This window comes from Pseudomonas rhizoryzae (assembly GCF_005250615.1).
Lineage (GTDB): Bacteria > Pseudomonadota > Gammaproteobacteria > Pseudomonadales > Pseudomonadaceae > Chryseomonas > Chryseomonas rhizoryzae.
Genome location: NZ_SULM01000016.1, coordinates 1 through 22986 on the forward strand (window position 1 = coordinate 1; position 22986 = coordinate 22986).

Below are 22986 nucleotides of genomic sequence, written 5' to 3' on the forward strand. Positions count from 1 at the left end.
GCGTAGCAGCTCTCTTTGTTCTGCTTCATCGAGCACGATGGGGGCGGCAGGACGACCTGTTCTCATAGCTGACTCCTGTGTCGGAACACTGAATCTCCACAAGCTTAGACCATCAATATATGAGCCTTATTTATGAAACACCACACTAGGTTCTGTACGAAAAGTCGCCGAGCGACGGTCAGGCGAGGCGAAAAAGGCTGAGGAAGCGGAGTTTACGAGCGTTAAATGAGCATTCCGAAGCCTTTTTCAACGAAGCATCACCGAGCGCAGGCATTTTTCGTACAGAACCTAGGTCCGCTTTCGCTCAAGCAAGGCCTCCAGCGCCGCCAGATCCTCTTGCTGCTTGGCGAGGCGGGTGAGCTGATGGTTCACCCAGCGGCTGTTCGACTCGACGTTGCGTCGACGGCGTTCGACCTCGCGCTCCAACTCGAGCAAGGGTTTCTGCTCCATCATCTCTAGGTCGGGACTGCGGTAGGGCATTGCATGCATCCTTGCATGGGGGTGATGTAAGTCAAACTAGCGTACCCCATCGAGTTTCATTAGCTATCGCGATAGCTGGCTTTCAGACGAAACGTTTCATCAAGCCCCGATAGCAACCTGGCTTCCAGTGCCGGCCTATCGAAGAAAAGAGGCACCAGCCCCTCGTCCTGACGGGGCTCGGTCCCTCTAGAATGACTGTTCGTCGGGGCTGTAGCCGCAGCTCCTGCCTCCGCTGAACGGTTCGCTACCCTCTGTTCGATCCAAGCGTGAGCACTTGCAGAGGGTGCGACCGGGCAACCTTGAATGACTAGTTGTCCTGCCAAGGCGCTATAGGTCTGCAGCGCCGCGGCTTCCAAGGTTGCCGAGCGGTATCTAGCCCGCCAGCAGCTTGATGAACTCGCGGTTGAAAGCTGGGATGTCGTCCGGCTTGCGGCTGCTCACCAGTTGGCCATCGACGATGACTTCCTGATCCTTCCAGGTGGCGCCGGCATTCTGCAGATCGTCGGTCAGCGATGGCCAACTGGTCAGGGTCTTGCCCTGCACCAAGCCGGCGGAAATCAGCAGCCAGGCGCCGTGGCAGATGACGGCGACTGGCTTGCCCGCGTCGGCGATCTCCTTGGCCAACTGTTGGGCCTTGGCATCGGTACGGATGGTATCGGCGTTGACCACGCCGCCGGGCAACAGCACGGCATCGTAGTCACCGGCGTTGGCGGCGTCGAAGGTCAGGTCGACCGGAAAGCTGTCGGCCGGGTCGGTGTGGTTCCAGCCCTGTACCTGACCAGCTTCGGCGGAAATGATGTGGGTCTGGGCACCCGCCTGTTCCAACGCCTGTTTAGGGCCGGTGAGCTCGGCCTGTTCGAAGCCATCGGTGACCAGGATGGCGATTTTCTTGCCGTTCAGGGATGCAGCCATGATGCAGAAACCTCGTGTGGAATTCGGGTGGGACTAGCCTTTTGCCAGCGCTCATAGATCCGGCTCATGCAGGCCATACGAAGTTCCTTCGTCGCGCCCGATGGCATCCCCAAGCGGCCCGGAGTAAATTTGCGACATTCATCGCAGAGTAGTCTCCATGTCCCAAGCTTCCCCGCAGCTGACCGAGGAGCAGATCCGCCAGGCTCTGCAAGGCATCAGCATTCCTCCGCAGCCGCAGATCATGGTGGATCTGCAACTCGAACAGATCATGCCCAACCCCGATCTCATGGTCATCGCCCGCCTGATCGGTCAAGATCCGGGGTTGTCCGGCGCCTTGCTCAAGCTGGTCAACTCGCCGTACTTCGGCCTGAGCAACCGGGTGACCTCCATCCAGCGGGCGGTCAATCTGCTGGGCAGCAAGTCAGTGATCAATCTGATCAACGCCCAGTCGATCAAGGGTGAACTCAGCGACGAGACCATCGTCACCCTCAACCGCTTCTGGGACACCGCCCAGGACGTGGCCGAGACCTGCCTGAGCCTGGCCAAGAAAACCGGTTACCCGACGCCCGACGAGGCCTATGCCCTGGGCCTGTTCCACAATTGCGGCATTCCGCTGATGCTCAAGCGCTTCCCCAACTACATGGCGGTGTTGGAAGAGGCCTATGCCAGCGTGAACGAGCAGGTGCGGGTGGTGGACGTGGAGAACCGCCTGTACAACACCAACCATGCCGTGGTGGGCTACTTCATTTCCCGCTCCTGGCGTTTGCCGGAGCATGTCGGCCAGGCCATCGCCAATCATCACAACGCCCAATCGGTGTTCGAAGAGGGTGCCACCACCGACATCCAGATCAAGAATCTGCTGGCGCTGCTGAAGATGGCCGAGCACATCTGCGGTTGCTATCGCGCCCTCGGCGGCCAGGACGAGGATCATGAGTGGACGGCCATCGCCTCCCGGGTGCTCGATCATGTCGGCTTGTCCGAGTACGACTTCGAGTCGCTTCAAGAGACCATCCTTGAAATGGGCAGCGGTCGGATCAATTACTAGATTTGGTTAAAAGGGCCTGCGCTCGGCCATGCGGCGTTGAAAACCAGCTGGTTCGCCAGCCCGGTCGGAATGCTCATTTAGCCTTTGTAAACTCGTGCGCGAGCCCGGTCCGCTTCCTCGCTGTTTTGATTCGCTGGCGCTCACCCTTCGGGCCAGCCCTTGGCTGTTACTCCCGTTGGTCGTTGCGGCTTGCCTGACCTTCGCTCGGCGCCTTTTAAGCCAAATCTCTGGAATAAGCCTCCTGGATCCCCATGCCCGAATTACCTGAAGTCGAAACCACTCGCCGGGGCATTGAGCCCCATGTCGTCGGTCAGCGTGTGCGTCGGGTTATCGTCCGTGACGCCCGCCTGCGCTGGCCGGTGCCCGAGGATCTGGATGTGCGCCTCTCCGGCCAGCGCATCGAGGCCGTGGAGCGGCGCGCCAAGTACCTGCTGATCCGCGCCGAGAGCGGCACCCTGATCGGCCACCTGGGCATGTCCGGCAGTCTGAGGTTGGTCCCGGCGGACCAGCCGCCGGCCAAGCACGAGCATGTCGACATCGAGCTGGAATCCGGTCTGTCGCTGCGCTACACCGATCCCCGGCGTTTCGGCGCCTTGCTCTGGACCCAGGACCCCCATGCCCACGTGCTGCTCAGCAAGCTGGGCCCCGAGCCCCTGACCGATGCCTTCGACGGCGGTCGACTGTTCGAGCTGTCACGCGGGCGCAGCATGGCGGTCAAGCCCTTCATCATGGACAACGCCGTGGTGGTGGGGGTGGGCAACATCTACGCCGCCGAGGCGCTGTTCGCCGCCGGTATCGATCCCCGCCGCGCCGCCGGCAGCATATCCCGGGCGCGTTACGATCGCCTGGCCGAGGAGATCAAGAAGGTGCTGGCGCGCTCCATCGAAAGCGGCGGTACCACCCTGCGCGACTTCATCGGCGGCGACGGGGCACCGGGTTATTTCAAGCAGGAGTTGTTCGTCTACGGCCGCAAGGGCGAATTCTGCAAGCTCTGCGGGACGGGACTCAAGGAGATCCGCCTCGGCCAGCGCGCCAGCGTCTATTGCGGAAAATGCCAGCGATGAAGGCGCTGACCGGGCTGGCACTGTTGACGCTGCTGAGCGGGGAGCTGGCTTGGGCCGATGCCGACAACGGCCGCAACCTGTTCCTGCGCCGCTGCCACAACTGCCATTCCGTGGGGCCCAATGCCCAGTCCGGCTTCGGCCCGCAACTCAACGACCTCTTCGGGCGCCGGGCGGGCAGCCTGCCGGGCTACGCCTATTCCGAGGCCATGCGCCAAGCTGGCTTCGCCTGGGATCGCAAGGCCCTGGAGGCTTTCTTGCGCGATCCCGAGCAGCAGGTGCCAGGCACCAAGATGAGATTCTGGGGCATCGGCGATGCCGAGGATCTACGCGACATCGCCGACTACCTGCAAACCCAGCACACCACGCCCTGATCAGTGATCGCCGCCGCCAGCCCCCGGCTTGGCCGCGAAGGGCGGCTTGGCCAGCCAGATGATCAGGAACAGGCCCATGAAGGTCCAGCCGAGCAGGGTGAAGTAGTCTATCGTCGACAGCATATAGGCCTGACTCTCCACGACCTTGTCGATCTGGGCGTAGGCGTGTTGCGACGGGCCGCCGAGCGCGTCCAGGTAATGCTGGGTAGCCGGGCTATAGGCGGTCACGTCCTCGGTCAACTGGGCATGATGGTGGATGGCGCGGCGCTGCCAGATCCAGGTGGTCAGCGAAGAGGCGAAGCTGCCACCCAGGACCCGCAGGAAGGTCGCCAGGCCGCCGCCATCGGCCAGCTCCGACGGTTTGAGGCTGGACAGCAGGATGCTGGTGGTGGGCATGAAGAACAGCGCCACGCCCAGGCCCATGAAGGTCTGCACCTCGGCGATGTGGCGATAGTCCACCTCGTTGTTGAAGGTCGCCCGCATGAAACAGGAGGCGCCGATCACCAGGAAAGACCCGCCAGCCAGCAGGCGCAGGTCGGTCTTGTGCGCGAACTTGCCCACCAGCGGCGAGAGGATCACCGGCAGGATGCCGATGGGCGCTGCGGCGAGGCCCGCCCACACCGGGGTATAGCCAAGCTGGGTCTGCAGCCATTGCGGCAGCAGCAGGTTGATGCCGAAGAAGCCCGAATAACCCAGCACCAGGGCCAGGGTGCCAAAGCTGAAATTGCGATAGCGGAACAGTCGCAGGTTGATGATGGGATGCTTGTCGGTCAGCTCCCAGATCACCAGGGCGGTCAGGGAGACGGCGGAAATGGCCGCGCCCAGGCAGATCAGGTTGGATTCGAACCAGTCCAGGTCGTTGCCCTTGTCCAGCACCACCTGCAGCACGCCGACGCCGAGCACCAGCAGGATCAAGCCCACGTAGTCGATGGGCTGGGCGACCAGTTTCTCCGGCTTCTTGCCCAGTTGGCTCCAGACCACCAGGGTAGCGAAGATGCCGATGGGCACGTTGATGAAGAAGATCCACGGCCAGCTGTAGTTGTCGGTGATCCAGCCACCGGCGATGGGGCCGATGATGGGCGCTACCACCGTCACCATGGCCAGCAGCGCCAGGGCCATGCCACGTTTGGCCGCCGGGAAGATCGCCAGCAACAGCGTTTGGGCCATGGGGTAGAGCGGGCCGGCGACGAAGCCCTGCATGGCGCGGAATACCACCAGTTCGGGCATGGAGGTGGCGATGCCGCAGAGGAAGGAGGTGATGACGAACAGCACCACGGCGGCCATGAACAGCTTGACCTCGCCGAAGCGGCGCGCCATCCAGCCGGTCAGGGGCAGGGCGATGGCGTTGCTCACGGCGAAGGCGGTGATGACCCAGGTGCCCTGTTCCTGACTGACCCCGAGGTTGCCGGAAATGGTGGTCAGGGCGACGTTGGCGATGGTGGTGTCGAGCACCTGCATGAAGGTGGCCAGGGACAGACCCACCGTGGCGAGCACCAGGCTCGCCGGGCGAAAGGCATTATCGCTCATGACGGATTACCAGAAGGGATGGGGGCCTCTGTACGGGCCCCGCGACCTCAGCGCTTGGTGACACCGGAGGCGCGCGCCGCCGGACCGTTGTTGTGGATGATCTGCTGGATCAGTTGCTCGGCGTCGGCCAATTGGTGGTCGTAGACGTCCGTGCTGTAGCGCGGCTGCTTCGGCGTGGTGGCGGGCAGGCGGGCGCCGTCCTGGTCGTGCAGGTCGACATCGACCACCGTCGACAGGCCGATCCGCAGCGGATGCTTGTCCAGGTTGTCGTGCTCCAGGCGAATCCGTACCGGCAGGCGCTGGACGATCTTGATCCAGTTGCCGGTGGCGTTCTGCGCCGGCAGCAGCGAGAAGGCGCTGCCGGTACCCACGCCGAGGCTTTCCACGGTGCCGCGGTAGCGGACGTCGTCGCCATAGAAGTCGGAATGGATTTCCACCGGTTGGCCGATGCGCATCTCGGCGAGTTGGGTCTCCTTGAAGTTGGCATCGATCCAGATCTGGTCCAGGGGTACCACCGCCATCAGCGCAGCGCCAGGCTGCACCATGCTGCCGACCTGCACCGAGCGCTTGGCGATATAGCCGCTCACCGGGGCCAGTAGCTTGGTGCGGACATGGTTGAGGTAGGCCTGGCGCAACTGGGCGGCGGCGGCCTTGACGTCCGGGTGGGAGGCGATCTGGGTGTCGTCCACCAGGGCCTTGTTGGTATCCAGTTGCTGCTGGGCGGAGGTCAGGGAGCTCTCGGCGGCGGCCAGGGTGTCACGGGCGTGGGCCAGTTCCTCCTGGGAGATGGCACCGCCACTGGCCAGTTTCTGCCGGCGGGCGTAGTCGGCACGGGCGCGCTCGACCTCGACCTTGCGCGCGGCGACCTGAGCCTTGTAGCCGTCCACGTTGCTGTAGAGACCGCGCACCTTGCGCACGGTCTGGGCCAGGTTGGCCTCGGCGCTCTGCTCGGCGATGGCGGTGTCGTTGGGGTCGAGTTCCACCAGGACATCGCCTTCGTGCACGAAATCGCCATCGTCGACGGCGATGCGGGTCACGATGCCGGCCACCTGGGGGGTGAGCTGCACCAGGTTGCCATTGACGTAGGCATCGTCGGTGCTGGCATGGAAGCGGCCATAGAAGAGGTGGTAGCAGTAGACGCCCACCCCGGCCAGGATCACCACCAGCAGCAGGAGCAGCAGGAAGAGTTTGCGTTTGCCGGAGCCCTTGTTCGGCTGCTCCTGGGCGTTGTCTTGAGCGGTTGTGGCGGAATCGGCCATGGTCGCGATCTCGGTATCAGTGTGAGGTTGCGGCGGCGGGCGCCGGCGGCAATTTGGACGGTTGGAAGCCGCCACCCAGGGCTTGCATCAGCAGTACGCCGCTGTCGATGCGATCGGCCTGGAGGCTGGCGAGCTGGCGGTCGGCCTGCAGCAGTTGTTGCTCGACGGTCAGGGCGTCGAGGTAGTTGCCGATGCCGGCGCCATAGCGCTGCATGGCGATGTCGAAGGAGCTCTTGGCGATGTCGCGCGCCCGCTGCTGATCGACCAGTTGCTGCTCCAGCGACCGCTGGCGGGTGATGGCGTCGGCGATGTCGCCCAGGGCCTGGACCAGGGTCTGGTTGTACTGGGCTACGGCCAGGTCGTAGTCGGCGTCCCGGCTGGCCAGGTCCGCCCGCCGGCGACCGCCATCGAAGATCGGCAACGACAGCGCCGGCCCTACGTTGAAGAAGCGCGCCGGACCACCGAACAGGGCATCGCCGAGGATGGCCTTGCTACCGGCGGCTACCGTCAGGTTCAGGTTGGGATAGAAGTTGGTCTTGCTCGCGGCGATGTCCTTGCGCGCGGCTTCCACCCGCCAGCGGGCGGCGATCAGGTCCGGTCGCCGACCCACCAGCTCGGCGGGCAACTGGGCCGGCAGATTTACCGCAGCGGGGGCGATCAACTTGGGCCGCGGGATCTCGGCACCGCGATCGGGGCCCTTGCCCAGCAGCACGGCGAGACGGATCTGGGCGCTGCGCACCTGCTGCTCGGCGGCGGTATGGGCCGAGGCGGAGCTGGCTTCCAGGCTCTGGGTCTGCTGCAACTGATAGTCGCTATCGAGGCCGGCGCTGACCCGACGCTGGGCCAGGTCGAGCATGCCACGGGTACGTTCCAGATCCTGCTGGGCCACGTCCAGGTTGGTGTAGGCCAGGCCGAGCTGGTTATAGGCGCGGGTCACATCGGCCGCCAGGGTCAGGCGGGCGGCCTGGCGATCCACCTCGCCAGCGCGGGCCCGGCCCAGGGCGGCTTCCCATGCGGCGCGCTGGCCACCCCAGAGATCGAAGCTGTAGCTGCCGCTCACATTCAACTGGCGCAGGGTGCTGTAGCGGTCGCCCTGACCGAGCGGATCGTCCGGTCGCGCCAGCCGCGAGCGAGTGACCCCAGCGTTGGCGTCGATCTGCGGCTCGCGATCGGCATCGGCGGCGAGCACCGCGGCGTCGGCCTGGCGGCTGCGGGCATCGGCTTCCTGGAGCGAGGGGCTGTCGCGCAGGGCCTCGCGGATCAGGCCATCGAGTTGCGGATCGCCCAGGCGGGTCCACCAGTCGGCACTCGGCCATTGGGCGGGCGAGAGGCGATCATTGGCGAAGGTGGCCTCACCCTTGAGGGTCGCCGGATCCACGGCGTGCCCCTGGGGGTTAAGTCCCTCGGACGACACGCAGCCTGCCAGCAGCAGGGCGGCACAGAGGGCGGTCAATGGCAGGCGAAGGGTCATGGATCAGAGCTCTCCAGAGTTCTCCGGCAACAGGCCGGAGGGGCCGAGTACGCGGCGTAGCAGGCGTTCCAGTTCATCCAGCTCCTGGCGATCCAGGCACTGGGTGAGGTCATTGAGGGCATCCACACCGATCTGCATGAGTTCGCTGCTCAGTGCCTTGCCCTGTTCGGTCAATTCCAGCCGCACCTGGCGGCGATCGCTGAGGCTGCGTACGCGGCGCAGCAGATCCTTGGCTTCGAGGCGATCGAGCATGCGGGTCATGGCGCCACTGTCGAGGGATAGGCAGCGGCTGAGTTCGGCAGGGGTATCGGTCAGATCGCGGGCGAGCAGCAGCAGCACCTTGAACTGGGCGGCGGTGATGTCGTAGGGCACCAGGTGATGATCCAGCAAGCGATCCTTGTATTGGTTCGCCAGGTGGATGAGGTGGCCAACGGAATAGCGCAGTGGAAAGTTGCTACGGTCGAAATGTGACATTGCAGTATCTGCCCAGGCAATCAAGCACATGAAGAATACTGCCTAGGCAGTGAAATATTCAGTCACCTTTGCGCAGCTGTGCATTACGCGATTTGAAACAATTGGAAATAGGTGATGGAGGACTTGTCCGCGGTCGGTGCGGACGTTGATCATGGATGCCCTTTGCTTGCCAGAGCACCCATGACCGCTTCCTTCGATCTAGACCGACTCCGCCAGACATTGGTGCCGCTGCGCCCGGACCTGCCACCGGATGTCGACCACCAGGGCTATCGCGCCTTCTATCGCCTGGCCGACAGCCTGGTACGGCCCGAGGTGAGCGTGGCCCTGGGCTGCCTGTCGGCCGGGGACTACCAGCTCGCCGTCCAAGGTTGGTGGCCGCGTGAGCCGCGGGGCAGCCTACTGATGCTGCACGGCTACTACGATCACATGGGGCTCTATGGCCATGTGGTGGACTGGGCGCTGTCGCGGCAATTGGCGGTCCTGGCCTGCGACCTGCCCGGGCATGGCTTGTCGAGCGGGGCCCGCGCCAGCATCCATGACTTCGCTGAATACCAGACCACCCTCGCGGCGCTGCTCGCCGAGGCGCGGCGCCTGCAGCTACCGCGCCCCTGGCATCTCCTTGGCCAGAGCACCGGTGGCGCCATCCTGCTGGACTATCTGCTGCGGGGAAATCCTGCCGCCGAACTGGGCGAGACGGTGCTGTTGGCACCCTTGGTGCGCCCCCACGCCTGGCGTCAGGGCCTGTGGACCTATCGCCTGGTCAAGCCCTTCATGCGGGCCTTGCCGCGACGCTTCTCGGTGAATTCCGGCGATCCGGCCTTTCTCGAATTTCTGCAACAGGACGGGTTGCAGCCGCGCGAGCTGCCCGCCCAATGGGTGGGGGCGCTGGCGCGCTGGATCCCGCAACTGGAAGCGGCGCCGCCGAGCACCCGTACGCCCCTGGTGATCCAGGGCGAGCAGGATTTCACCGTCGACTGGCGGCACAACCTCGGCGTGCTGGAGGCCAAGTTCGCTCGGCCCGAGGTGCTGCGCCTGCCCGAGGCACGCCACCACCTGGTGAACGAGACCGCGGCGCTGCGCCAGCGCTATTTTCGCTGGCTGGACGAGCGCCTGACCTGAGAACCTGTTCAAAGTCTGCTGCGCGTCGGCCAAACGGCGTTAAAAATGCCTTGTTTGTCACTAGCTCGCGAGACTTTGAACAGGTTCTAAGCGGCCTTACTGACCGCTACCCAGGCCGGCGCGCAGCGCGGCCACGGCGGCGCGGTAGTAGGCCGTGCCATTGGGCGAGCTGGCGAAGTCGGCGAACTGGGTGAGTTCGTTGTCGCTCAGGGTGCGGTAGACGTAGAGCAGGGTGTTTTCCAGGTCACCGGCGTTCATCTGCTGGATGAATCGCTGACGCTGCTGCTCGATCATGCCGCCGGATTGCTGCTGGCCCAGCAGGCCCGGCAGCATCGAACTCAGGCTGTCGGCGGCCAGCCCCGCCAGGGCCACGCTCACCTCGGCCCCCGCTTCGCGCACCGGCAGGGCGGTGGCCAGGCGCTTGGCCTGGGCGCGCCGCGCCGCACTGGCCTGCATCTGGGGTACGCCGTTGGCGTTCTTGGCCAACTGGTCGCTGCGGGTGGCGGCGATTTCCGCGGCGACCACCTTCTGGCCTACCGGCGACTGGAAGAATTGCAACGCCGGGCCCTCGGCGGGCAGGTTCTGCCGCAGGGCGGCGAGGGCGCGCTGGTCGATGGCGCCGGCGGTGTAGCGTTTGTTGCTGTTGTCCACCAGGCTCTGGTAGAGCGCCGGCGGCAGGCTGTTCTGGTAGCGCTGTTGGGCGGCTTGCAGGGCATCGCGGAAATGCCCGCGCTGTTCGGGCCAGCCTGCGGCTTGATAGAGACTGACCGCATCATCGGCCAGGGTCGGCAGGGCGACGGCGAAAAGCAGGGAAGCGAACAGAACGCGCATGGACACCTCGGGCAGCGGCGCGGAGCCGGAAAGTCCGTCATTGTCGGTAACCGCGGCCTAGCTGTCGAGGCGCTGGTCCGGGGCATTCGTCGCCTGGTCCAGACAGCCGCGCAGGAGCGGCCCACTTCTCTTACACTCGGCGTCCCGCCGGTCCTGTCCGGTTCCTCACGGTTTTCCCAATGGCTCTGCACCCCGAGCATCCCCTGCTGCAACGTATCGTCGACGATCTCGCCGAGCATGGCTGGTCGCGGCAGAGCATCTTCCTGCCGCTGGATCTCACCGCCGAACTGGCCGCCGAATGCCGCCTGCGCCATGCCCGCGGCGAACTCGAACGCGCCGGCATTGGCCGTGGCGACAGTCCGCAGATCCGCGAGGGCGTGCGCGGCGATCACATCGCCTGGCTGGAGCCGGACGATGCCCATCCGGGCGTGCAACGCTATCTGCAACTCATGGACACCCTGCGCGAAGCCTTCAATCGCAGCCTGTTCCTGGGCCTCGAGGACTACGAAAGCCACTTCGCCCTCTATCCGCCCGGCGCCTTCTATGCCCGGCATCTTGATCGTTTCCGCGACGACGACCGGCGCATGGTCTCCCTGGTGCTCTATCTCAACGACGCCTGGCTGCCGGAGCAGGGCGGCGAGTTGCGCCTCTACCTGGACGAGCAGCGCCACCAGGACGTCCTGCCCCAGGGCGGTAGCCTGGTCTGCTTCCTGTCCGGCCAACTGCCCCATGAGGTACTGCCCGCCACCCGCGAGCGACTGTCGCTGACCGGCTGGTTCCGCCGCCGTGGCGAGAATCCGCTGCAGGGTTAGGGCTACAGTGGTGTGACTACCGGAGGCACCATGGAAAAGATACTGGTGAGTCGCTGCCTGCTGGGGCATAGGGTGCGCTACGACGGCGGCGCCCATGGTCCCTTTGATCTGCTGGGGAGCTGGCAGGCGGAAGGACGCATCGTGCCCCTCTGCCCGGAAGTGGCGGGAGGCTTGCCCACACCGCGCCCGCCAGCCGAGATCCCTGGCGGCCAGGGTCGCGCCGTGCTGGATGGCCAGCTGCCGGTACTGACCGACAGCGGCGCGGACGTGACCGCCGCCTTCGTCGCTGGCGCCGAGGCCGCGCTGGACTTGGTGGCGCGCCATGGCATCCGCCTGGCGGTGCTCAAGGCGCGCAGCCCTTCGTGCGGCAATAGCGAAAACTACGACGGCAGTTTCAGTGGCACCCGGGTCGCGGGCGAAGGCGTCACGGCGGCGGCACTGAAGCGCGCGGGGGTCACCGTCTTCAACGAGACCGAACTGGCCGCGGCGCAGCGCCTGCTGGCAGAGTTGGAGGGTACTGGCTAGAGGGTATCCGGCAGGCGCCCCAGCAAGAGCTGGAAATGCGCCTTCTGCACGAAGCAGCCCTTGGGAAAGCGCCAGCCGACCAGTTCGCCGGGCCGCTTCTCAAGGTTCTGCGCGAAGACCGTGGCCCCCATGGCACGGGCCAGGGCCGCATACTCGCGCAGCGGGACCTTAACGACAGGAACATCCGGGCTGATCATGGGCGCTCTGCTGGGTGGATGGCGCAGGGTCGAAGCGACGACCGCGCGTGGGTCCACAGTTTACTCGCCAGGCTATCGGCATCCCTTAGGGGAACTTCAACTCGCCGGATGAAAAAGCTGGTCTAGTCAGCGGCCTTCGGTGTTTCCGGCAGGAACCAGTTCAGCAGCAGGGCGCACAGGCCGCCGGTGGCGACCCCCGATTCCAGCACCGCTCGCAGGCCTGCGGGGAGGTGCGCGAGGAATTCCGGCACCTGGGAGATGCCCAGGCCCAGGGCCAGGGATACGGCGATGATCAGCAGCGCGCGTCTATCCAGGTCGACGCCGGCGAGAATGTTGATCCCCGAGGCGGCCACCGCGCCGAACATCACCATGGCGGCGCCGCCGAGCACCGGCTCGGGCACCGCCTGGATGACCCCGGCCACCGCCGGAAAGAGTCCCAGCAGCACCAGAATGGCGGCGATCCACAGACCGACGTGGCGACTGGCGATGCCGGTCAGCTGGATCAGCCCGTTGTTCTGGGCGAACACCGAGCTGGGAAAGGTGTTGAACAACCCGGCCAGGAGCGAGTTGGCACCATTGACCAGCACCCCACCCTTGATCCGCTGCATCCATAGCGGTCCTTCCACCGGCTCGCGGGAGACCTTGCTGGTGGCGGTGATGTCGCCGATGGCCTCCAGCGAGGTCACCAGGTAGATCACCAGCAGCGGCACGAACAGCGACCAGGAAAAGCCCAGGCCGAAGTGCAGCGGCAGGGGCACCTGTATCCATGCGGCCTGGTGCATGCCGGTGAAATCCAGCCGACCCAGCCAGGCGGCCAGGGCATAGCCGAGCAGCAGGGCGACGACGATGGCGCTGCTGCGCAAGCCGCGGAGCGGGATACGGTTGAGCACCACGATGGTCGCCAGCACCGTGCCCGACAGCAGCAGATTCTCGCCGTTGGCGAAGGTGCCGTTGCCCAGCGCGGCGAAGCCGCCACCCATGCTGATCAGGCCGACCTTGATCAGCGTCAGGCCGATCATCAGCACCACGATGCCGGTCACCAGTGGGGTGATGAGTCTTTTGACGAAGGGCAGGATCCGCGATACCCCCATCTCGACGAAGGAGCCGGCCATGACCACGCCGAAGATGGCCGCCATCACCGCTTCCACCGGGGTGCCGCTCTTCACCATCAGGGCGCCGCCGGCGATCAGCGGGCCGACGAAGTTGAAACTGGTCCCCTGGACGATCAGCAATCCGGCGCCGAAGGGCCCGAAGCGGCGGCACTGGACGAAGGTGGCGATGCCGGAGATCACCAGCGACATGGAGACGATCAGATTGGTATCGCGCGGCGCGACGCCCAGCGCCTGGCAGATCAGCAGGCCGGGCGTGACGATGGGGACGATGATCGCCAGCAGGTGCTGGATCGCCGCCAGCAGGGCGATCAGCGGGCGCGGGCGGTCGGCGGGACCATAGAGCAATTCGGAGCGGGGTGGCTGGGACATGGGCGGGTCGTCGCGGAAAAAGCGCCGATCTTACCGGATGCCTGCCCGTGTCCGCAGGTCGAAAGGATACCCGCCCGCCTGGCCGTGGGCGGGTATCGGCGTCGACTTACAGGATGAAGCGCGCCACGTCGCGGCTGAGATCGGCGGCATGATGCTGCAGGGAGCGCGATTGCCGTTCCGAATCCTCGGCGCCGCTGGCCAGGGTATCGCCCAGTCCCTTGATGGTAATCACGTTGCGGGTGATTTCCTCGGTGACCGAGGTCTGCTCCTCGGCCGCCGTGGCGATCTGCAGCGACATCTCGGAAATCACGCCCGCGCTCTGGGCGATCTCTTCGAGGGCACTGGAGGCGCGCTCCACGTCGGCCACGCTGCGTTCGGCGATGGCCATGCTGCTGTCCATGCGCTGCACCGCCTGGCGGGTCATCTGCTGGAGCGTGCCGATGGTCTCGTTGATCTCCCGCGTCGACGCCTGGGTCCGCTGCGACAGCGTCCGTACCTCGTCGGCCACCACCGCGAAGCCCCGACCATGCTCACCGGCCCGGGCCGCCTCGATGGCCGCGTTCAGCGCCAGCAGGTTGGTCTGCTCGGCGATGCTCTGGATGCTGTCCAGTACCTTGGCGATGGATTGCGAGTGATGGTCCAGTTCGCCGATCACCCGGGTGGCGTCATCCACTTCCTGGGCCAGGCTGTTGATGGACAGCTTGCTGGTTTGCACCAGGTTCAGACCCTGGGTGGTGCTGTCGGACGATTGCCGGATGGCCGCGGCCGTTTGCTCGGCGTTGCGGGCGATTTCCTGGGTCGCGGAGGACATTTCCGTCACCGCCGTGGCCACCAGGGTGATTTCCTGTTGCAGGCGGCCCAGCTCCTGGGTGGCCGCGGCGCTACGCTGCAGGACTTTTTGCGATTCGGCATCCACGTCCTCGGCATGCTGGCGCACGCCACCGATCAGGCCGTGCAGACTGGCGACGAATTGGTTGAAGTGCCCCGCCAGGCCGCCGACTTCGTCGTTGCTCTGTACCGCGATCCGCCGGGTCAGGTCACCCTGGCCGTTGGCGATCACCTGCAGGCCCGCCGAGACCACGCCGAGCGGCCGGAGCAGATAGCTGCACAGCAGATTGATGAGCAGCAGCGATACCCCGAGCACCACGGCCAGGATGGCGATGCTGATCCACAGTTGCCGTTGCAGCGGCGCCATCAGCACCCCCTCGTCGACGATCATGATCAGGGTTTCGCCGTTGTGGTTCATGGGCGCCGCGTACAGCCGCTGGCCAGCCGCGGTCTCGACGTAGCTCTCGCCCGGCGCCTGGGCCAGACGCTTGAGGGTATCTGCCGTCAACAAGGGGTAGAGGTCGGTGAGGGGCTTGGCCAGCAGGGCGGCATCCTCATGTCCCAGCACGATGTCCTGGCCGTTGACCAGCACGGCGCTGCCAGCACCCGGCAATTGCACGCGCTTGAGCTGCTCGAGGATGTCGCGGATGCTCACGTCCGCCCCGAGCACCGCCACGGGCTTGCCGCCCGCCTGCAACGCCCAGCCCAGCGACAGCACGTTCTGCTTGGTCGCCGCCGCCACGGTGGGGATGGAGAAGAACACCTGGCCGGGATTCTGCAATGCCTGCTGGTACCACAGCCATTTGCGGGGATCGTTGTTGTCCGGCGGCAACTGGACGCCATTGGCATTCACCTGGCTGCCATCGCCGCGGGCATAGAAGACATTATCGAAACTCCCGGACAGCCTGACCTGGTTGAGACTGGCCGGAAGATTCGCCTCCGGGGTCTCGGCCGCCAGGGCGCGGAGCGCGGCGGCCTTGCCATCCAGCCATTGCTGGACGCCACCGTTGAAGACGAAGCTGACCGTCTTCAGCTGCTCGACCGTGGAGGCTTCGAGCGCCGCGCGGGTATTGAAGAAGTTGATGGTCGTCAGGCCGACACCGACGACCAGGACGGCCGCCGTGGCAGACAGCGACAGTTTCTGTTTCAACGACAAGGCAGTGGGCACGACTGAGTGACTCCGATAAGAATTATTAGTCATCCTTTATCGGTGGTCGTACGAGATAACTTGAGTATTTAGTCAGGTTTTCGGTGAAAAGATGATTGTGGCAAACCAAGCGAAACGGCCTAGTCGGGGTCTTCCAGCGCGGATACCGGCTGGAAGACCCCGGGTTGAGCTCCTTTCAGGCAGCCGCGGTCTGGGCGCCGGTCATCAGCGCCACGGCGTCGGCCATGGAGTGCTCGCGTGGGTCGATCACCGTCAGCCGGCGCCCCAGCCGATGGATGTGAACGCGATCGGCGATCTCGAACACATGGGGCATGTTGTGGGAGATGAGCACGATGGCGATGCCCCGGGCGCGCACGTCGAGGATCAGCTCCAGTACCTTGCGCGACTCCTTCACCCCCAGGGCCGCGGTGGGTTCGTCGAGGATGATCACCTTGGAGCCGAAGGCCGCGGCACGGGCCACCGCCACGCCCTGGCGCTGGCCACCGGAGAGGGTCTCCACCGCCTGGTTGATGTTCTGGATGGTCATCAGGCCCAGTTCGGAAAGCTTTTCCCGGGCGATGCGCTCCATGGCCTTGCGATCCAGGGTACGGCAGAGGGTACCGAGCAGCCCCGGCTTGCGCAGCTCGCGGCCGAGGAAGAGGTTGTCGGCGATGGACAGTGCCGGCGACAGCGCCAGATTCTGGTACACCGTCTCGATACCGGCGCGCCGGGCGTCGATGGGCGAGGCGAACTGAATGGGCTGGCCCTCGAAGCGGATCTCGCCTTCGTCCGGGCGCAGGGCGCCGGAGATGGCCTTGATCAGCGAGGACTTGCCGGCGCCGTTGTCGCCGATCACGGCGAGGATCTCGCCGGGCAGCAGGTCGAAGTCGGCATGGTCGAGGGCGGTGACGCGGCCGTAGCGTTTCACCAGGCCGCGCGCCATCAGCAGGGGTTCGGTAGTCATCAGCTGGCCGCCTTTCTGATCCATTGGTCGATAGCCACGGCCGCGATGATGAGCGTGCCGATCAGCAGATAGGTCCATTGCACGTCGGTGCCCAGGAGGCGCAGGCCGAGGGCGAAGACGCCGACGATCAGGGCGCCGAACAGCATACCGAGGATGGAGCCACGGCCGCCGAACAGCGAGATGCCGCCAATCACCACCGCGGTGATGGACTCGATGTTGGCGAACTGCCCCGCGGTCGGCGAGACCGAGCCGATCCGACCGATCAGCACCCAGCCGGCGAAGGCGCAGATGAGGCCGGACAAGCCATACACCGTGATCAGCATGCGCCGGACATTGACCCCGGCCAGGGCCGCGGCGTCGGGATCGTCGCCCACCGCATAGAGATGGCGGCCCCAGGCGGTATGGTTGAGCACGTACCAGAGCAGCGCGACCAGTACCGCCAGGGCGATCACCCCGTAGGTGAAGACGGCACCGCCGACGCGGAAATTCTCACCGAACAGCTGCAGCAAGGGCGCCGTGGTCCCGATCTCCTGGGCGCGGATGGTCTCGTTGCGCGAGTAGAGGAAGTTCGCCGCCAGCACGATCTGCCACATGCCCAGGGTGACGATGAAGGGCGGCAGCTTGATGCGGGCGATCAGCCAGCCGTTGACCATCCCGCAGAGGGTACCCACCGCCAGGCCACAGAGGATCGACAGCTCCACCGGCAAGCCGTAGCGGAAGGTGAACTGGCCCATGACCACCGAGGACAGCACCATGATGGCGCCCACCGACAGGTCGATGCCGGCGGTGATGATCACCAGCGTCTGGGCGGCGCCGACGATACCGGTGATGGCGACCTGCTGCAGGATCAGGGTCAGGGTGAAGGCGGAAAAGAACTTGCCGCCCAGCAGGGCGCCGAAGATGCCCAGCGACAGCAACAGCACCAGCAGCGAGACCGCCGACGGGCGCGAATGCAGGAAGTGACGGAATCTGAGCAGCGCACTGCGCTCGTCACGGTTGAAGGAAGCGACCTCCGTGGCGCTGTGCTTGAGCACCTGCTCGAACGGCTGGCCGGACGAGGAGGGCAAGGTCGGATCGCTCATGGCAATCTCCTGATAGCGGGAAAGCGGCTGAGAGCCGGTCGCGCCCGCCGCCGCCAAGGCAGCCTAGCGGGTGCGACCGAGCTCGTTCAGCCGGGACGACGGACCATCAGCCCCAGCATTTCTGCAGGGCGGTCTTGCTGTCGATGGACTGGATGCCCGGTACCGGCTTGTCTGTCACCAGTTTCACCCCGGTATCGACGAAGCTCTTACCCTCGGTCGGGGTCGGCTTCTTGCCGGTGTCGGCGAAGGTCTTGATCGCCTCGATGCCCAGTGCGGCCATCTGCAGCGGGTACTGCTGGGAGGTGGCGCCGATCACGCCGTCGGCCACGTTGCGCACGCCCGGGCAACCGCCGTCGATGGAGACGATGAGCACATCCTTCTCGCGGCCGACGGCCTTGAGCGCCTCGTAGGCGCCAGCGGCGGCGGGTTCGTTGATGGTGTGCACCACGTTGATGTTGGGGTCTTTCTGCAGCAGATTCTCCATCGCCGCCCGGCCGCCTTCCTCGTTGCCGTTGGTCACGTCGTGGCCGACGATGCGCGGATCGGTCTCGTCGCCGATGCGGGTCTGGTCCTTGGGATCGATGCCGAAGCCGAGCATGAAGCCCTGGTCGCGCAGCACGTCCACCGAGGGTTGCGAAGCGTTCAGGTCGAGGAAGGCCACCCGGGCGTCCTTGGCCTTGTCACCCAGGGTTTCCTTCGCCCACTGGCCGATCAGCTTGCCGGCCAGCAGGTTGTCGGCGGCGCTGGGCGGGTCCAGCGGGGTATCCAGGGCGATCACCAGGATGCCGGCTTCACGGGCCTTCTGCAGGTTGGGCACGATGCCCTTGGTGTCCGACGCGGTGATCAGGATGCCCTTGGCGCCGTCGGCAATACAGGTCTCGATGGCCGCTACCTGGCTTTCGCTGTCGCCATCGATCTTGCCGGCGTAGGCCTTGAGCGCCACGCCCATCTCCTTGGCCTTGGCAGCCGCGCCTTCCTTCATCTTGACGAAGAAGGGGTTGGTGTCGGTCTTGGTGATGAGACAGGCGGAGACGGGAGCGGCCTGGGCGGTGCCTATACTCAGGGCCGCTGCCAGCAAGCAGCCGGCGAAGGAAGACAGGGAGACGGTTTTTTTCATTGTTGTACGCTCGCATTCAGACACAGGAAAGCGACCGGCAGGACGCCGGTCGCGGTGGAGCTGTTACCACCACTGCTCGACTTGGAAGCCGATGTTGGAGCCGTGCAGATCGCTGCCGAAGGTGCCGGTGCTCGACAGCGCCGAACCCGGATCAAACTGGTCAGCGGCGTTCTGCGCCGCGCGGTTCCACACGGCATAGGTGTAGAACAGGCGGAATTCCGGGCGGGTCTTGAACTCCGGGCCCTTGGGCGACCAGGTCGGTGCCAGGGTCAGTTTGGTCAGCTTGCGGGTGCCGCCAGGGGCTTCCACCTGGTCGTGGCCCAGCTCGGTGGAGAACTTGAACTGGTCGCTGATGCCGTACACCAGGCGACCACCCAGCGAGGTCCAGCGCAGGTCGTTACCGTTGGGACGCTCATCCTTCTGGTACACCGCGGCGATCTGGCCACCCCAGTAGCGGCTGATCTGCCAGTCGAAGAAATCCACCACCCGGTAGGAGACGTCCGAGCTGCTCAGGGTCGGATCGCCGGTGCTGCCCAGGGCGGTGCCCGGACCCTGGCCGCGCTGCACGGCGAAGGTGTTGACGCCACCCCAGCCCATGAAGTTGGCCTGCTTGTGCTGCAGGGTCACCGCCACGCCGCTGTTGGCGTTGGGCTGGTTGGTGGGCTTGTCCAGGTAGCTGACGCCGATTTCCAGCGAGCCATTGGGGTTGGTGTTGAAGCCGGCGACGTTGAAGTCGTAGCGGTTCTGGAAGTCCTTCTGGTTCTGGTTGTCCTTGCGCGAGAAGGCCAGGCTGTACTTGAGGCCGCCGATGTTGACGTCCTCGATACCGCCGCCGGTGGCGCTCTGGTTCCAGTAGAAGAAGTCGGAGATGTGGATGTCGTTACGCTTGTAGTAACGGCGACCGGCCCAGAGGTTACCGCCGTTCAGCGCAGCGATGTTGTTCCAGTAGGCGTAGGCCTGGGGCATGCGGATCTGGCCGTTGTCGCCATGGAACGTTGGGGTACGGTCGTACTGGTTGTAGAGGCTGGCCATGCCGTAGACGCCGACGGCGGAACCGTCGTCCAGCTTGAGGACATCCTGTTTGGCCGCGAACTCGCCGTACTGCTCGCACTCGTTACCCAGGCGATACTTGGACTGGGCACCTTGCAGCTTGAAGCAGCGCATGGAATCGCGGCCAGAGGAGTCACCCAGGCCGGCACGGAAGTAGCCGGTGGTTTCGAAGGCGTGAACGGTAGGGGCGAGGAGGAGGGTGCCTAGCAGGGACGCAGCGGAAACCCTGGCAAAGGGGATAGCCTTTTTCTTACTCATGTTTTTCCCTATTTATTGTTTTTTTATTCAGCAGAGCCTGGTCAAGCCGAGTTGTGCTCCAGAAGCAGCTCTTTAAGGTGTGACCATTGGCGTTAACCAGACTACAAACTGGCCGCTGAATCAATTCAGCGGCAGACGGAGGGTAGCCTTTGATCACTCAACGGCCTAGCGCTCCGCTTGCGGCTAAGTGTTAGCTGAATCACAAGAAATGTTTCTGCAAAAGTAGCAAGCCAAGCAACATTGCAGCCGCCCCGGAATGGGCGCTGGCGCATGGCGTCTAGGCTGGGGAAAAAGGGTGCAGCGGAGGGGGAGGAGGGGCGACGGCGCATGCCGTCGCCCGAGTGCAGCGGTCAGCCGAGTAGTGCCTTGTCGCGCACACCACCCTTGTCGGCGCTGGTCGCCAGCAGGGCATAGGCCTTGAGCGCCGTGGTGACGCGGCGAGCGCGGGGCTGAGCGGGTTTCCAACCCAGCTTGTCCTGCTCGATACGGCGGTGGGACAGCTCTTCGTCGCTCACCAGCAGGTTGATGCTGCGCTGGGGAATGTCGATGAGCACCTTGTCGCCGTCACGCACCAGGCCGATGGCACCACCCGCGGCCGCTTCCGGCGAGGCATGGCCAATGGACAGGCCCGAGGTGCCACCGGAGAAGCGCCCGTCGGTGAGCAGGGCGCACTGCTTGCCCAGGCCCTTGGACTTCAGATAGCTGGTGGGATAGAGCATCTCCTGCATGCCGGGGCCGCCCTTGGGGCCTTCGTAGCGGATGATGACGATATCGCCGGCCTTCACCTCGTCGGCGAGAATGCCGCGTACCGCGGCGTCCTGGCTCTCGAACACCTTGGCATTGCCTTCGAACACATGGATGGACTCATCCACGCCAGCGGTCTTCACCACGCAGCCGTCCAGGGCGATGTTGCCGTACAGCACCGCCAGACCGCCTTCCTGGGAGTAGGCGTGCTCGACGCTGCGGATGCAGCCACCGGCACGGTCGTCGTCCAGGCTGTCCCAGCGGGTGGACTGGCTGAAGGCTTCCTGGGTCGGAATCCCGGCCGGGCCGGCGAGGAAGAAGGTCTTCACCGCCTCGTCCTGGGTCAGGGTGATGTCCCACTTCTCGATGGCTTCGCCGAGAGTGCGGCTGTGCACGGTGGGTAGATCGGTGTTGAGCAGGCCGCCACGGGCCAGCTCGCCGAGGATGCTGAAGATGCCACCGGCGCGGTGCACATCTTCCATGTGGTACTTCTGAATGTTCGGCGCCACCTTGCACAGCTGCGGCACCTTGCGCGAGAGGGCATCGATGTTGCGCAGGTCGAAGTCCACCTCGGCTTCCTGGGCCGCGGCCAGCAGGTGCAGGATGGTGTTGGTCGAGCCGCCCATGGCGATGTCCAGGGTCATGGCGTTCTCGAAGGCCGCGAAGGAGGCGATGTTGCGCGGCAGCGCGGACTCGTCGTTCTCCTGGTAGTAGCGGCGGCACAGTTCGACGATGGTGCGACCGGCCTCGAGGAACAACTCCTTGCGGTCGGCGTGGGTGGCCAGGGTCGAGCCGTTGCCCGGCAGTGCCAGGCCCAGGGCTTCGGTCAGGCAGTTCATGGAGTTGGCGGTGAACATGCCCGAGCAGCTGCCGCAGGTGGGGCAGGCGCTGCGCTCGTATTCGGCGACCTTCTCGTCACTGGCCGAGCTGTCGGCGGCGATGACCATGGCATCCACCAGGTCCAGGCCGTGGCTGGCCAGCTTGGTCTTGCCGGCTTCCATGGGGCCGCCGGAGACGAACACCACCGGGATGTTCAGGCGTAGCGCGGCCATCAGCATGCCGGGGGTGATCTTGTCGCAGTTGGAAATGCACACCAGGGCGTCGGCGCAGTGGGCATTGACCATGTATTCCACGGCGTCGGCGATGATCTCGCGGCTCGGCAGCGAATAGAGCATGCCGTCGTGGCCCATGGCGATGCCGTCGTCCACGGCGATGGTGTTGAATTCCTTGGCCACGCCGCCGGCCTTCTCGATCTCCCGGGCGACCAACTGGCCGAGGTCCTTGAGATGGACGTGGCCCGGTACGAACTGGGTGAAGGAGTTGGCGATGGCGATGATCGGCTTCTTGAAGTCTTCGTCCTTCATCCCGGTGGCGCGCCAAAGCGCCCGGGCGCCAGCCATGTTGCGGCCCTGGGTGGAGGTTTTCGAGCGATAGTCAGGCATGAAGCGGCACTCCGAGGCGGCTTTCTAGGTCACGGTTCTGATCATCGTGAGCGCAGGCGGGGCACGGTGCAAACGCGGAGTGACGAATGCCGGGCCGGAGGGCGGCGACGCCATGCGGGATCACCACAGGGGCACCAGGGCTCACGAACCCGCCGGAGGATGCTGGCGAGGGGAACAACGATCATACACGCGGGCGCCAGGGCTGCACAGCGGCGCTGGCGCCCCGCGGATTCAGGGAGCTTCCTGTTCGCCGTCGGGGGCATCTTCCAGGTATTCGTCCATGGGTTCCTGGCCGGCCAGGGTCTTGAGGCTCAGCTCGACAGCTTCGGGTAGGGTGAGGTCGACCTGCTGCTTGTCGCCGCCTTCCAGCGAGGATTCATAGCTGAGGGCATGACGCAGGTGGCCGTTCTCGAGGATGGCGCCGACGCTGGCCAGTTGGGCAGCAGCAGGGGTCAGGCGCTCCAGGGCAGCCTTGGGCCAGGTTGCCTCCACGGTTGCGTTGCAGGTATAGAAGCCCGCGTCGCCACTGTCCGACGGCTCTTCCTGGGTCTTGATATCGACCAGCGAGACCTGGCTGGCATCCAGCGCGGGCTGGCCAGCAGCGATGTCGTCCGCGTAGATCTCGTTGATGGTCTGGGCGTACTGCTGGCGAACGAGTTCGGCGGTCTTGGCCGCATCGCAGCTGTAGTCATAGCCACCGCAGCCAGTCAGGGAAAGCACCGCAGCTGTGAGTATGAGGTGACGTCTGGACATGCCTGAATTCCTTGGAACGATGGTAGAACGTGG

Annotated in this window: 22 protein-coding genes and 1 pseudogene; 6 read left to right on the forward strand and 17 right to left on the reverse strand. The window is 65.1% G+C overall.

The window, feature by feature from the left end:
• Positions 1 to 288: 288 nt before the first annotated feature.
• Positions 289 to 480, reverse strand: coding sequence for a hypothetical protein (locus FAZ11_RS21660; protein ID WP_058766389.1), 192 nt, complete (start codon positions 478 to 480; stop codon positions 289 to 291).
• A 372-nt stretch (positions 481 to 852) separates the two neighbouring features.
• Positions 853 to 1392 carry a type 1 glutamine amidotransferase domain-containing protein gene (locus FAZ11_RS21665; protein WP_058766388.1) on the reverse strand — a complete coding sequence of 180 codons (540 nt, stop codon included), beginning with the start codon at positions 1390 to 1392 and terminating at the stop codon, positions 853 to 855.
• A gap of 220 nt (positions 1393 to 1612) precedes the next feature.
• On the opposite strand from FAZ11_RS21665, the gene FAZ11_RS21670 reads away from it, so the two are divergent.
• From FAZ11_RS21670 to FAZ11_RS21685, 3 genes are all read left to right on the forward strand, one after another.
• The gene (locus tag FAZ11_RS21670) at positions 1613 to 2437 is read left to right on the forward strand and encodes an HDOD domain-containing protein (RefSeq protein ID WP_167371478.1); all 825 of its coding nucleotides are present in this window, start codon (positions 1613 to 1615) and stop codon (positions 2435 to 2437) included.
• A gap of 251 nt (positions 2438 to 2688) precedes the next feature.
• Complete coding sequence (mutM, locus tag FAZ11_RS21680; RefSeq protein ID WP_058763707.1) at positions 2689 to 3501, forward strand: bifunctional DNA-formamidopyrimidine glycosylase/DNA-(apurinic or apyrimidinic site) lyase; 813 nt, start codon at positions 2689 to 2691, stop codon at positions 3499 to 3501.
• Entirely contained in the window at positions 3498 to 3872 is a 375-nt protein-coding gene (locus FAZ11_RS21685) for a c-type cytochrome (protein WP_058763706.1), read from the forward strand. Before mutM ends, FAZ11_RS21685 begins: the two co-directional genes overlap by 4 nt.
• Here FAZ11_RS21685 and FAZ11_RS21690 read toward each other — a convergent pair whose 3' ends face one another.
• From FAZ11_RS21690 to FAZ11_RS21705, 4 genes are read right to left on the reverse strand one after another with little or no spacing between them, the layout of a single operon-like run.
• Complete coding sequence (locus tag FAZ11_RS21690; protein ID WP_058763704.1) at positions 3873 to 5399, reverse strand: DHA2 family efflux MFS transporter permease subunit; 1527 nt, start codon at positions 5397 to 5399, stop codon at positions 3873 to 3875.
• 47 nt (positions 5400 to 5446) lie between these two features.
• Entirely contained in the window at positions 5447 to 6658 is a 1212-nt protein-coding gene (locus FAZ11_RS21695; RefSeq protein WP_058763702.1) for an HlyD/EmrA/EmrK family protein, read from the reverse strand.
• A 16-nt stretch (positions 6659 to 6674) separates the two neighbouring features.
• Positions 6675 to 8129, reverse strand: a complete 1455-nt coding sequence (locus FAZ11_RS21700; RefSeq protein ID WP_058766387.1) for an efflux transporter outer membrane subunit — start codon at positions 8127 to 8129, stop codon at positions 6675 to 6677.
• Positions 8130 to 8132: 3 nt separating this feature from the next.
• Positions 8133 to 8603, reverse strand: coding sequence for a MarR family transcriptional regulator (locus FAZ11_RS21705; protein WP_058763697.1), 471 nt, complete (start codon positions 8601 to 8603; stop codon positions 8133 to 8135).
• A gap of 180 nt (positions 8604 to 8783) precedes the next feature.
• Between FAZ11_RS21705 and bipL the strand changes: the two genes are divergently transcribed.
• Positions 8784 to 9722 (forward strand): phospholipase BipL, encoded by a 939-nt coding sequence (gene bipL, locus FAZ11_RS21710; RefSeq protein WP_058773675.1) that lies wholly within the window; start codon positions 8784 to 8786, stop codon positions 9720 to 9722.
• A gap of 96 nt (positions 9723 to 9818) precedes the next feature.
• Here the strand turns inward: bipL and FAZ11_RS21715 are convergent, their stop codons facing one another.
• A complete protein-coding gene (locus FAZ11_RS21715; RefSeq protein ID WP_058773676.1) occupies positions 9819 to 10553 on the reverse strand; it encodes a DUF2059 domain-containing protein in 735 nt (244 codons plus the stop codon).
• Positions 10554 to 10732: 179 nt separating this feature from the next.
• Here FAZ11_RS21715 and FAZ11_RS21720 point away from each other — a divergent pair, with 179 nt between their 5' ends.
• Complete coding sequence (locus FAZ11_RS21720) at positions 10733 to 11365, forward strand: 2OG-Fe(II) oxygenase (RefSeq protein WP_058763692.1); 633 nt, start codon at positions 10733 to 10735, stop codon at positions 11363 to 11365.
• A gap of 30 nt (positions 11366 to 11395) precedes the next feature.
• Positions 11396 to 11890 carry a 2-thiouracil desulfurase family protein gene (locus FAZ11_RS21725; protein WP_058773677.1) on the forward strand — a complete coding sequence of 165 codons (495 nt, stop codon included), beginning with the start codon at positions 11396 to 11398 and terminating at the stop codon, positions 11888 to 11890.
• On the opposite strand, the gene FAZ11_RS21730 is transcribed toward FAZ11_RS21725, so the two are convergent.
• The 10 genes and pseudogenes from FAZ11_RS21730 to FAZ11_RS21770 form a co-directional block, all read right to left on the reverse strand.
• Entirely contained in the window at positions 11887 to 12087 is a 201-nt protein-coding gene (locus FAZ11_RS21730) for a hypothetical protein (protein ID WP_058763689.1), read from the reverse strand. The two genes, FAZ11_RS21725 and FAZ11_RS21730, sit on opposite strands and share 4 nt — an antisense overlap.
• Before the next feature lie 122 nt (positions 12088 to 12209).
• Entirely contained in the window at positions 12210 to 13568 is a 1359-nt protein-coding gene (locus FAZ11_RS21735) for a nucleobase:cation symporter-2 family protein (protein WP_058773678.1), read from the reverse strand.
• Between the two features lie 106 nt (positions 13569 to 13674).
• On the reverse strand, positions 13675 to 14379 hold the full coding sequence (locus FAZ11_RS25630) for a methyl-accepting chemotaxis protein (RefSeq protein ID WP_421958183.1): 705 nt from the start codon (positions 14377 to 14379) through the stop codon (positions 13675 to 13677).
• Positions 14380 to 14532: 153 nt separating this feature from the next.
• Positions 14533 to 15597: pseudogene (locus tag FAZ11_RS25635) on the reverse strand (PDC sensor domain-containing protein); the annotation flags it as partial.
• A gap of 142 nt (positions 15598 to 15739) precedes the next feature.
• Positions 15740 to 16507, reverse strand: a complete 768-nt coding sequence (locus FAZ11_RS21745; RefSeq protein WP_137279593.1) for an ATP-binding cassette domain-containing protein — start codon at positions 16505 to 16507, stop codon at positions 15740 to 15742.
• Entirely contained in the window at positions 16507 to 17589 is a 1083-nt protein-coding gene (locus FAZ11_RS21750; RefSeq protein WP_058773680.1) for an ABC transporter permease, read from the reverse strand. The genes FAZ11_RS21745 and FAZ11_RS21750 overlap by 1 nt, the downstream gene beginning before the upstream one ends.
• A gap of 106 nt (positions 17590 to 17695) precedes the next feature.
• Positions 17696 to 18706, reverse strand: a complete 1011-nt coding sequence (locus FAZ11_RS21755) for a sugar ABC transporter substrate-binding protein (RefSeq protein ID WP_058773681.1) — start codon at positions 18704 to 18706, stop codon at positions 17696 to 17698.
• A 63-nt stretch (positions 18707 to 18769) separates the two neighbouring features.
• The gene (locus FAZ11_RS21760; protein WP_058763679.1) at positions 18770 to 20014 is read right to left on the reverse strand and encodes a maltoporin; all 1245 of its coding nucleotides are present in this window, start codon (positions 20012 to 20014) and stop codon (positions 18770 to 18772) included.
• Positions 20015 to 20364: 350 nt separating this feature from the next.
• Entirely contained in the window at positions 20365 to 22200 is a 1836-nt protein-coding gene (gene ilvD / locus FAZ11_RS21765; RefSeq protein ID WP_058763677.1) for a dihydroxy-acid dehydratase, read from the reverse strand.
• 231 nt (positions 22201 to 22431) lie between these two features.
• A complete protein-coding gene (locus FAZ11_RS21770) occupies positions 22432 to 22953 on the reverse strand; it encodes a hypothetical protein (RefSeq protein WP_058773682.1) in 522 nt (173 codons plus the stop codon).
• Positions 22954 to 22986 lie beyond the last annotated feature (33 nt).

Excerpts from the sequence above, each read along its gene's own strand:
- FAZ11_RS21660 (WP_058766389.1), bottom strand. The coding sequence starts at position 480 with ATGCCCTACCGCAGTCCCGACCTAGAGATGATGGAGCAGAAACCCTTG.
- FAZ11_RS21665 (WP_058766388.1), bottom strand. The coding sequence starts at position 1,392 with ATGGCTGCATCCCTGAACGGCAAGAAAATCGCCATCCTGGTCACCGAT.
- mutM (WP_058763707.1), top strand. The coding sequence starts at position 2,689 with ATGCCCGAATTACCTGAAGTCGAAACCACTCGCCGGGGCATTGAGCCC.
- FAZ11_RS21685 (WP_058763706.1), top strand. The coding sequence starts at position 3,498 with ATGAAGGCGCTGACCGGGCTGGCACTGTTGACGCTGCTGAGCGGGGAG.
- FAZ11_RS21690 (WP_058763704.1), bottom strand. The coding sequence starts at position 5,399 with ATGAGCGATAATGCCTTTCGCCCGGCGAGCCTGGTGCTCGCCACGGTG.
- FAZ11_RS21695 (WP_058763702.1), bottom strand. The coding sequence starts at position 6,658 with ATGGCCGATTCCGCCACAACCGCTCAAGACAACGCCCAGGAGCAGCCG.
- FAZ11_RS21700 (WP_058766387.1), bottom strand. The coding sequence starts at position 8,129 with ATGACCCTTCGCCTGCCATTGACCGCCCTCTGTGCCGCCCTGCTGCTG.
- FAZ11_RS21705 (WP_058763697.1), bottom strand. The coding sequence starts at position 8,603 with ATGTCACATTTCGACCGTAGCAACTTTCCACTGCGCTATTCCGTTGGC.
- bipL (WP_058773675.1), top strand. The coding sequence starts at position 8,784 with ATGACCGCTTCCTTCGATCTAGACCGACTCCGCCAGACATTGGTGCCG.
- FAZ11_RS21715 (WP_058773676.1), bottom strand. The coding sequence starts at position 10,553 with ATGCGCGTTCTGTTCGCTTCCCTGCTTTTCGCCGTCGCCCTGCCGACC.
- FAZ11_RS21720 (WP_058763692.1), top strand. The coding sequence starts at position 10,733 with ATGGCTCTGCACCCCGAGCATCCCCTGCTGCAACGTATCGTCGACGAT.
- FAZ11_RS21725 (WP_058773677.1), top strand. The coding sequence starts at position 11,396 with ATGGAAAAGATACTGGTGAGTCGCTGCCTGCTGGGGCATAGGGTGCGC.
- FAZ11_RS21730 (WP_058763689.1), bottom strand. The coding sequence starts at position 12,087 with ATGATCAGCCCGGATGTTCCTGTCGTTAAGGTCCCGCTGCGCGAGTAT.
- FAZ11_RS21735 (WP_058773678.1), bottom strand. The coding sequence starts at position 13,568 with ATGTCCCAGCCACCCCGCTCCGAATTGCTCTATGGTCCCGCCGACCGC.
- FAZ11_RS25630 (WP_421958183.1), bottom strand. The coding sequence starts at position 14,379 with ATGTCCTCCGCGACCCAGGAAATCGCCCGCAACGCCGAGCAAACGGCC.
- FAZ11_RS21745 (WP_137279593.1), bottom strand. The coding sequence starts at position 16,507 with ATGACTACCGAACCCCTGCTGATGGCGCGCGGCCTGGTGAAACGCTAC.
- FAZ11_RS21750 (WP_058773680.1), bottom strand. The coding sequence starts at position 17,589 with ATGAGCGATCCGACCTTGCCCTCCTCGTCCGGCCAGCCGTTCGAGCAG.
- FAZ11_RS21755 (WP_058773681.1), bottom strand. The coding sequence starts at position 18,706 with ATGAAAAAAACCGTCTCCCTGTCTTCCTTCGCCGGCTGCTTGCTGGCA.
- FAZ11_RS21760 (WP_058763679.1), bottom strand. The coding sequence starts at position 20,014 with ATGAGTAAGAAAAAGGCTATCCCCTTTGCCAGGGTTTCCGCTGCGTCC.
- ilvD (WP_058763677.1), bottom strand. The coding sequence starts at position 22,200 with ATGCCTGACTATCGCTCGAAAACCTCCACCCAGGGCCGCAACATGGCT.
- FAZ11_RS21770 (WP_058773682.1), bottom strand. The coding sequence starts at position 22,953 with ATGTCCAGACGTCACCTCATACTCACAGCTGCGGTGCTTTCCCTGACT.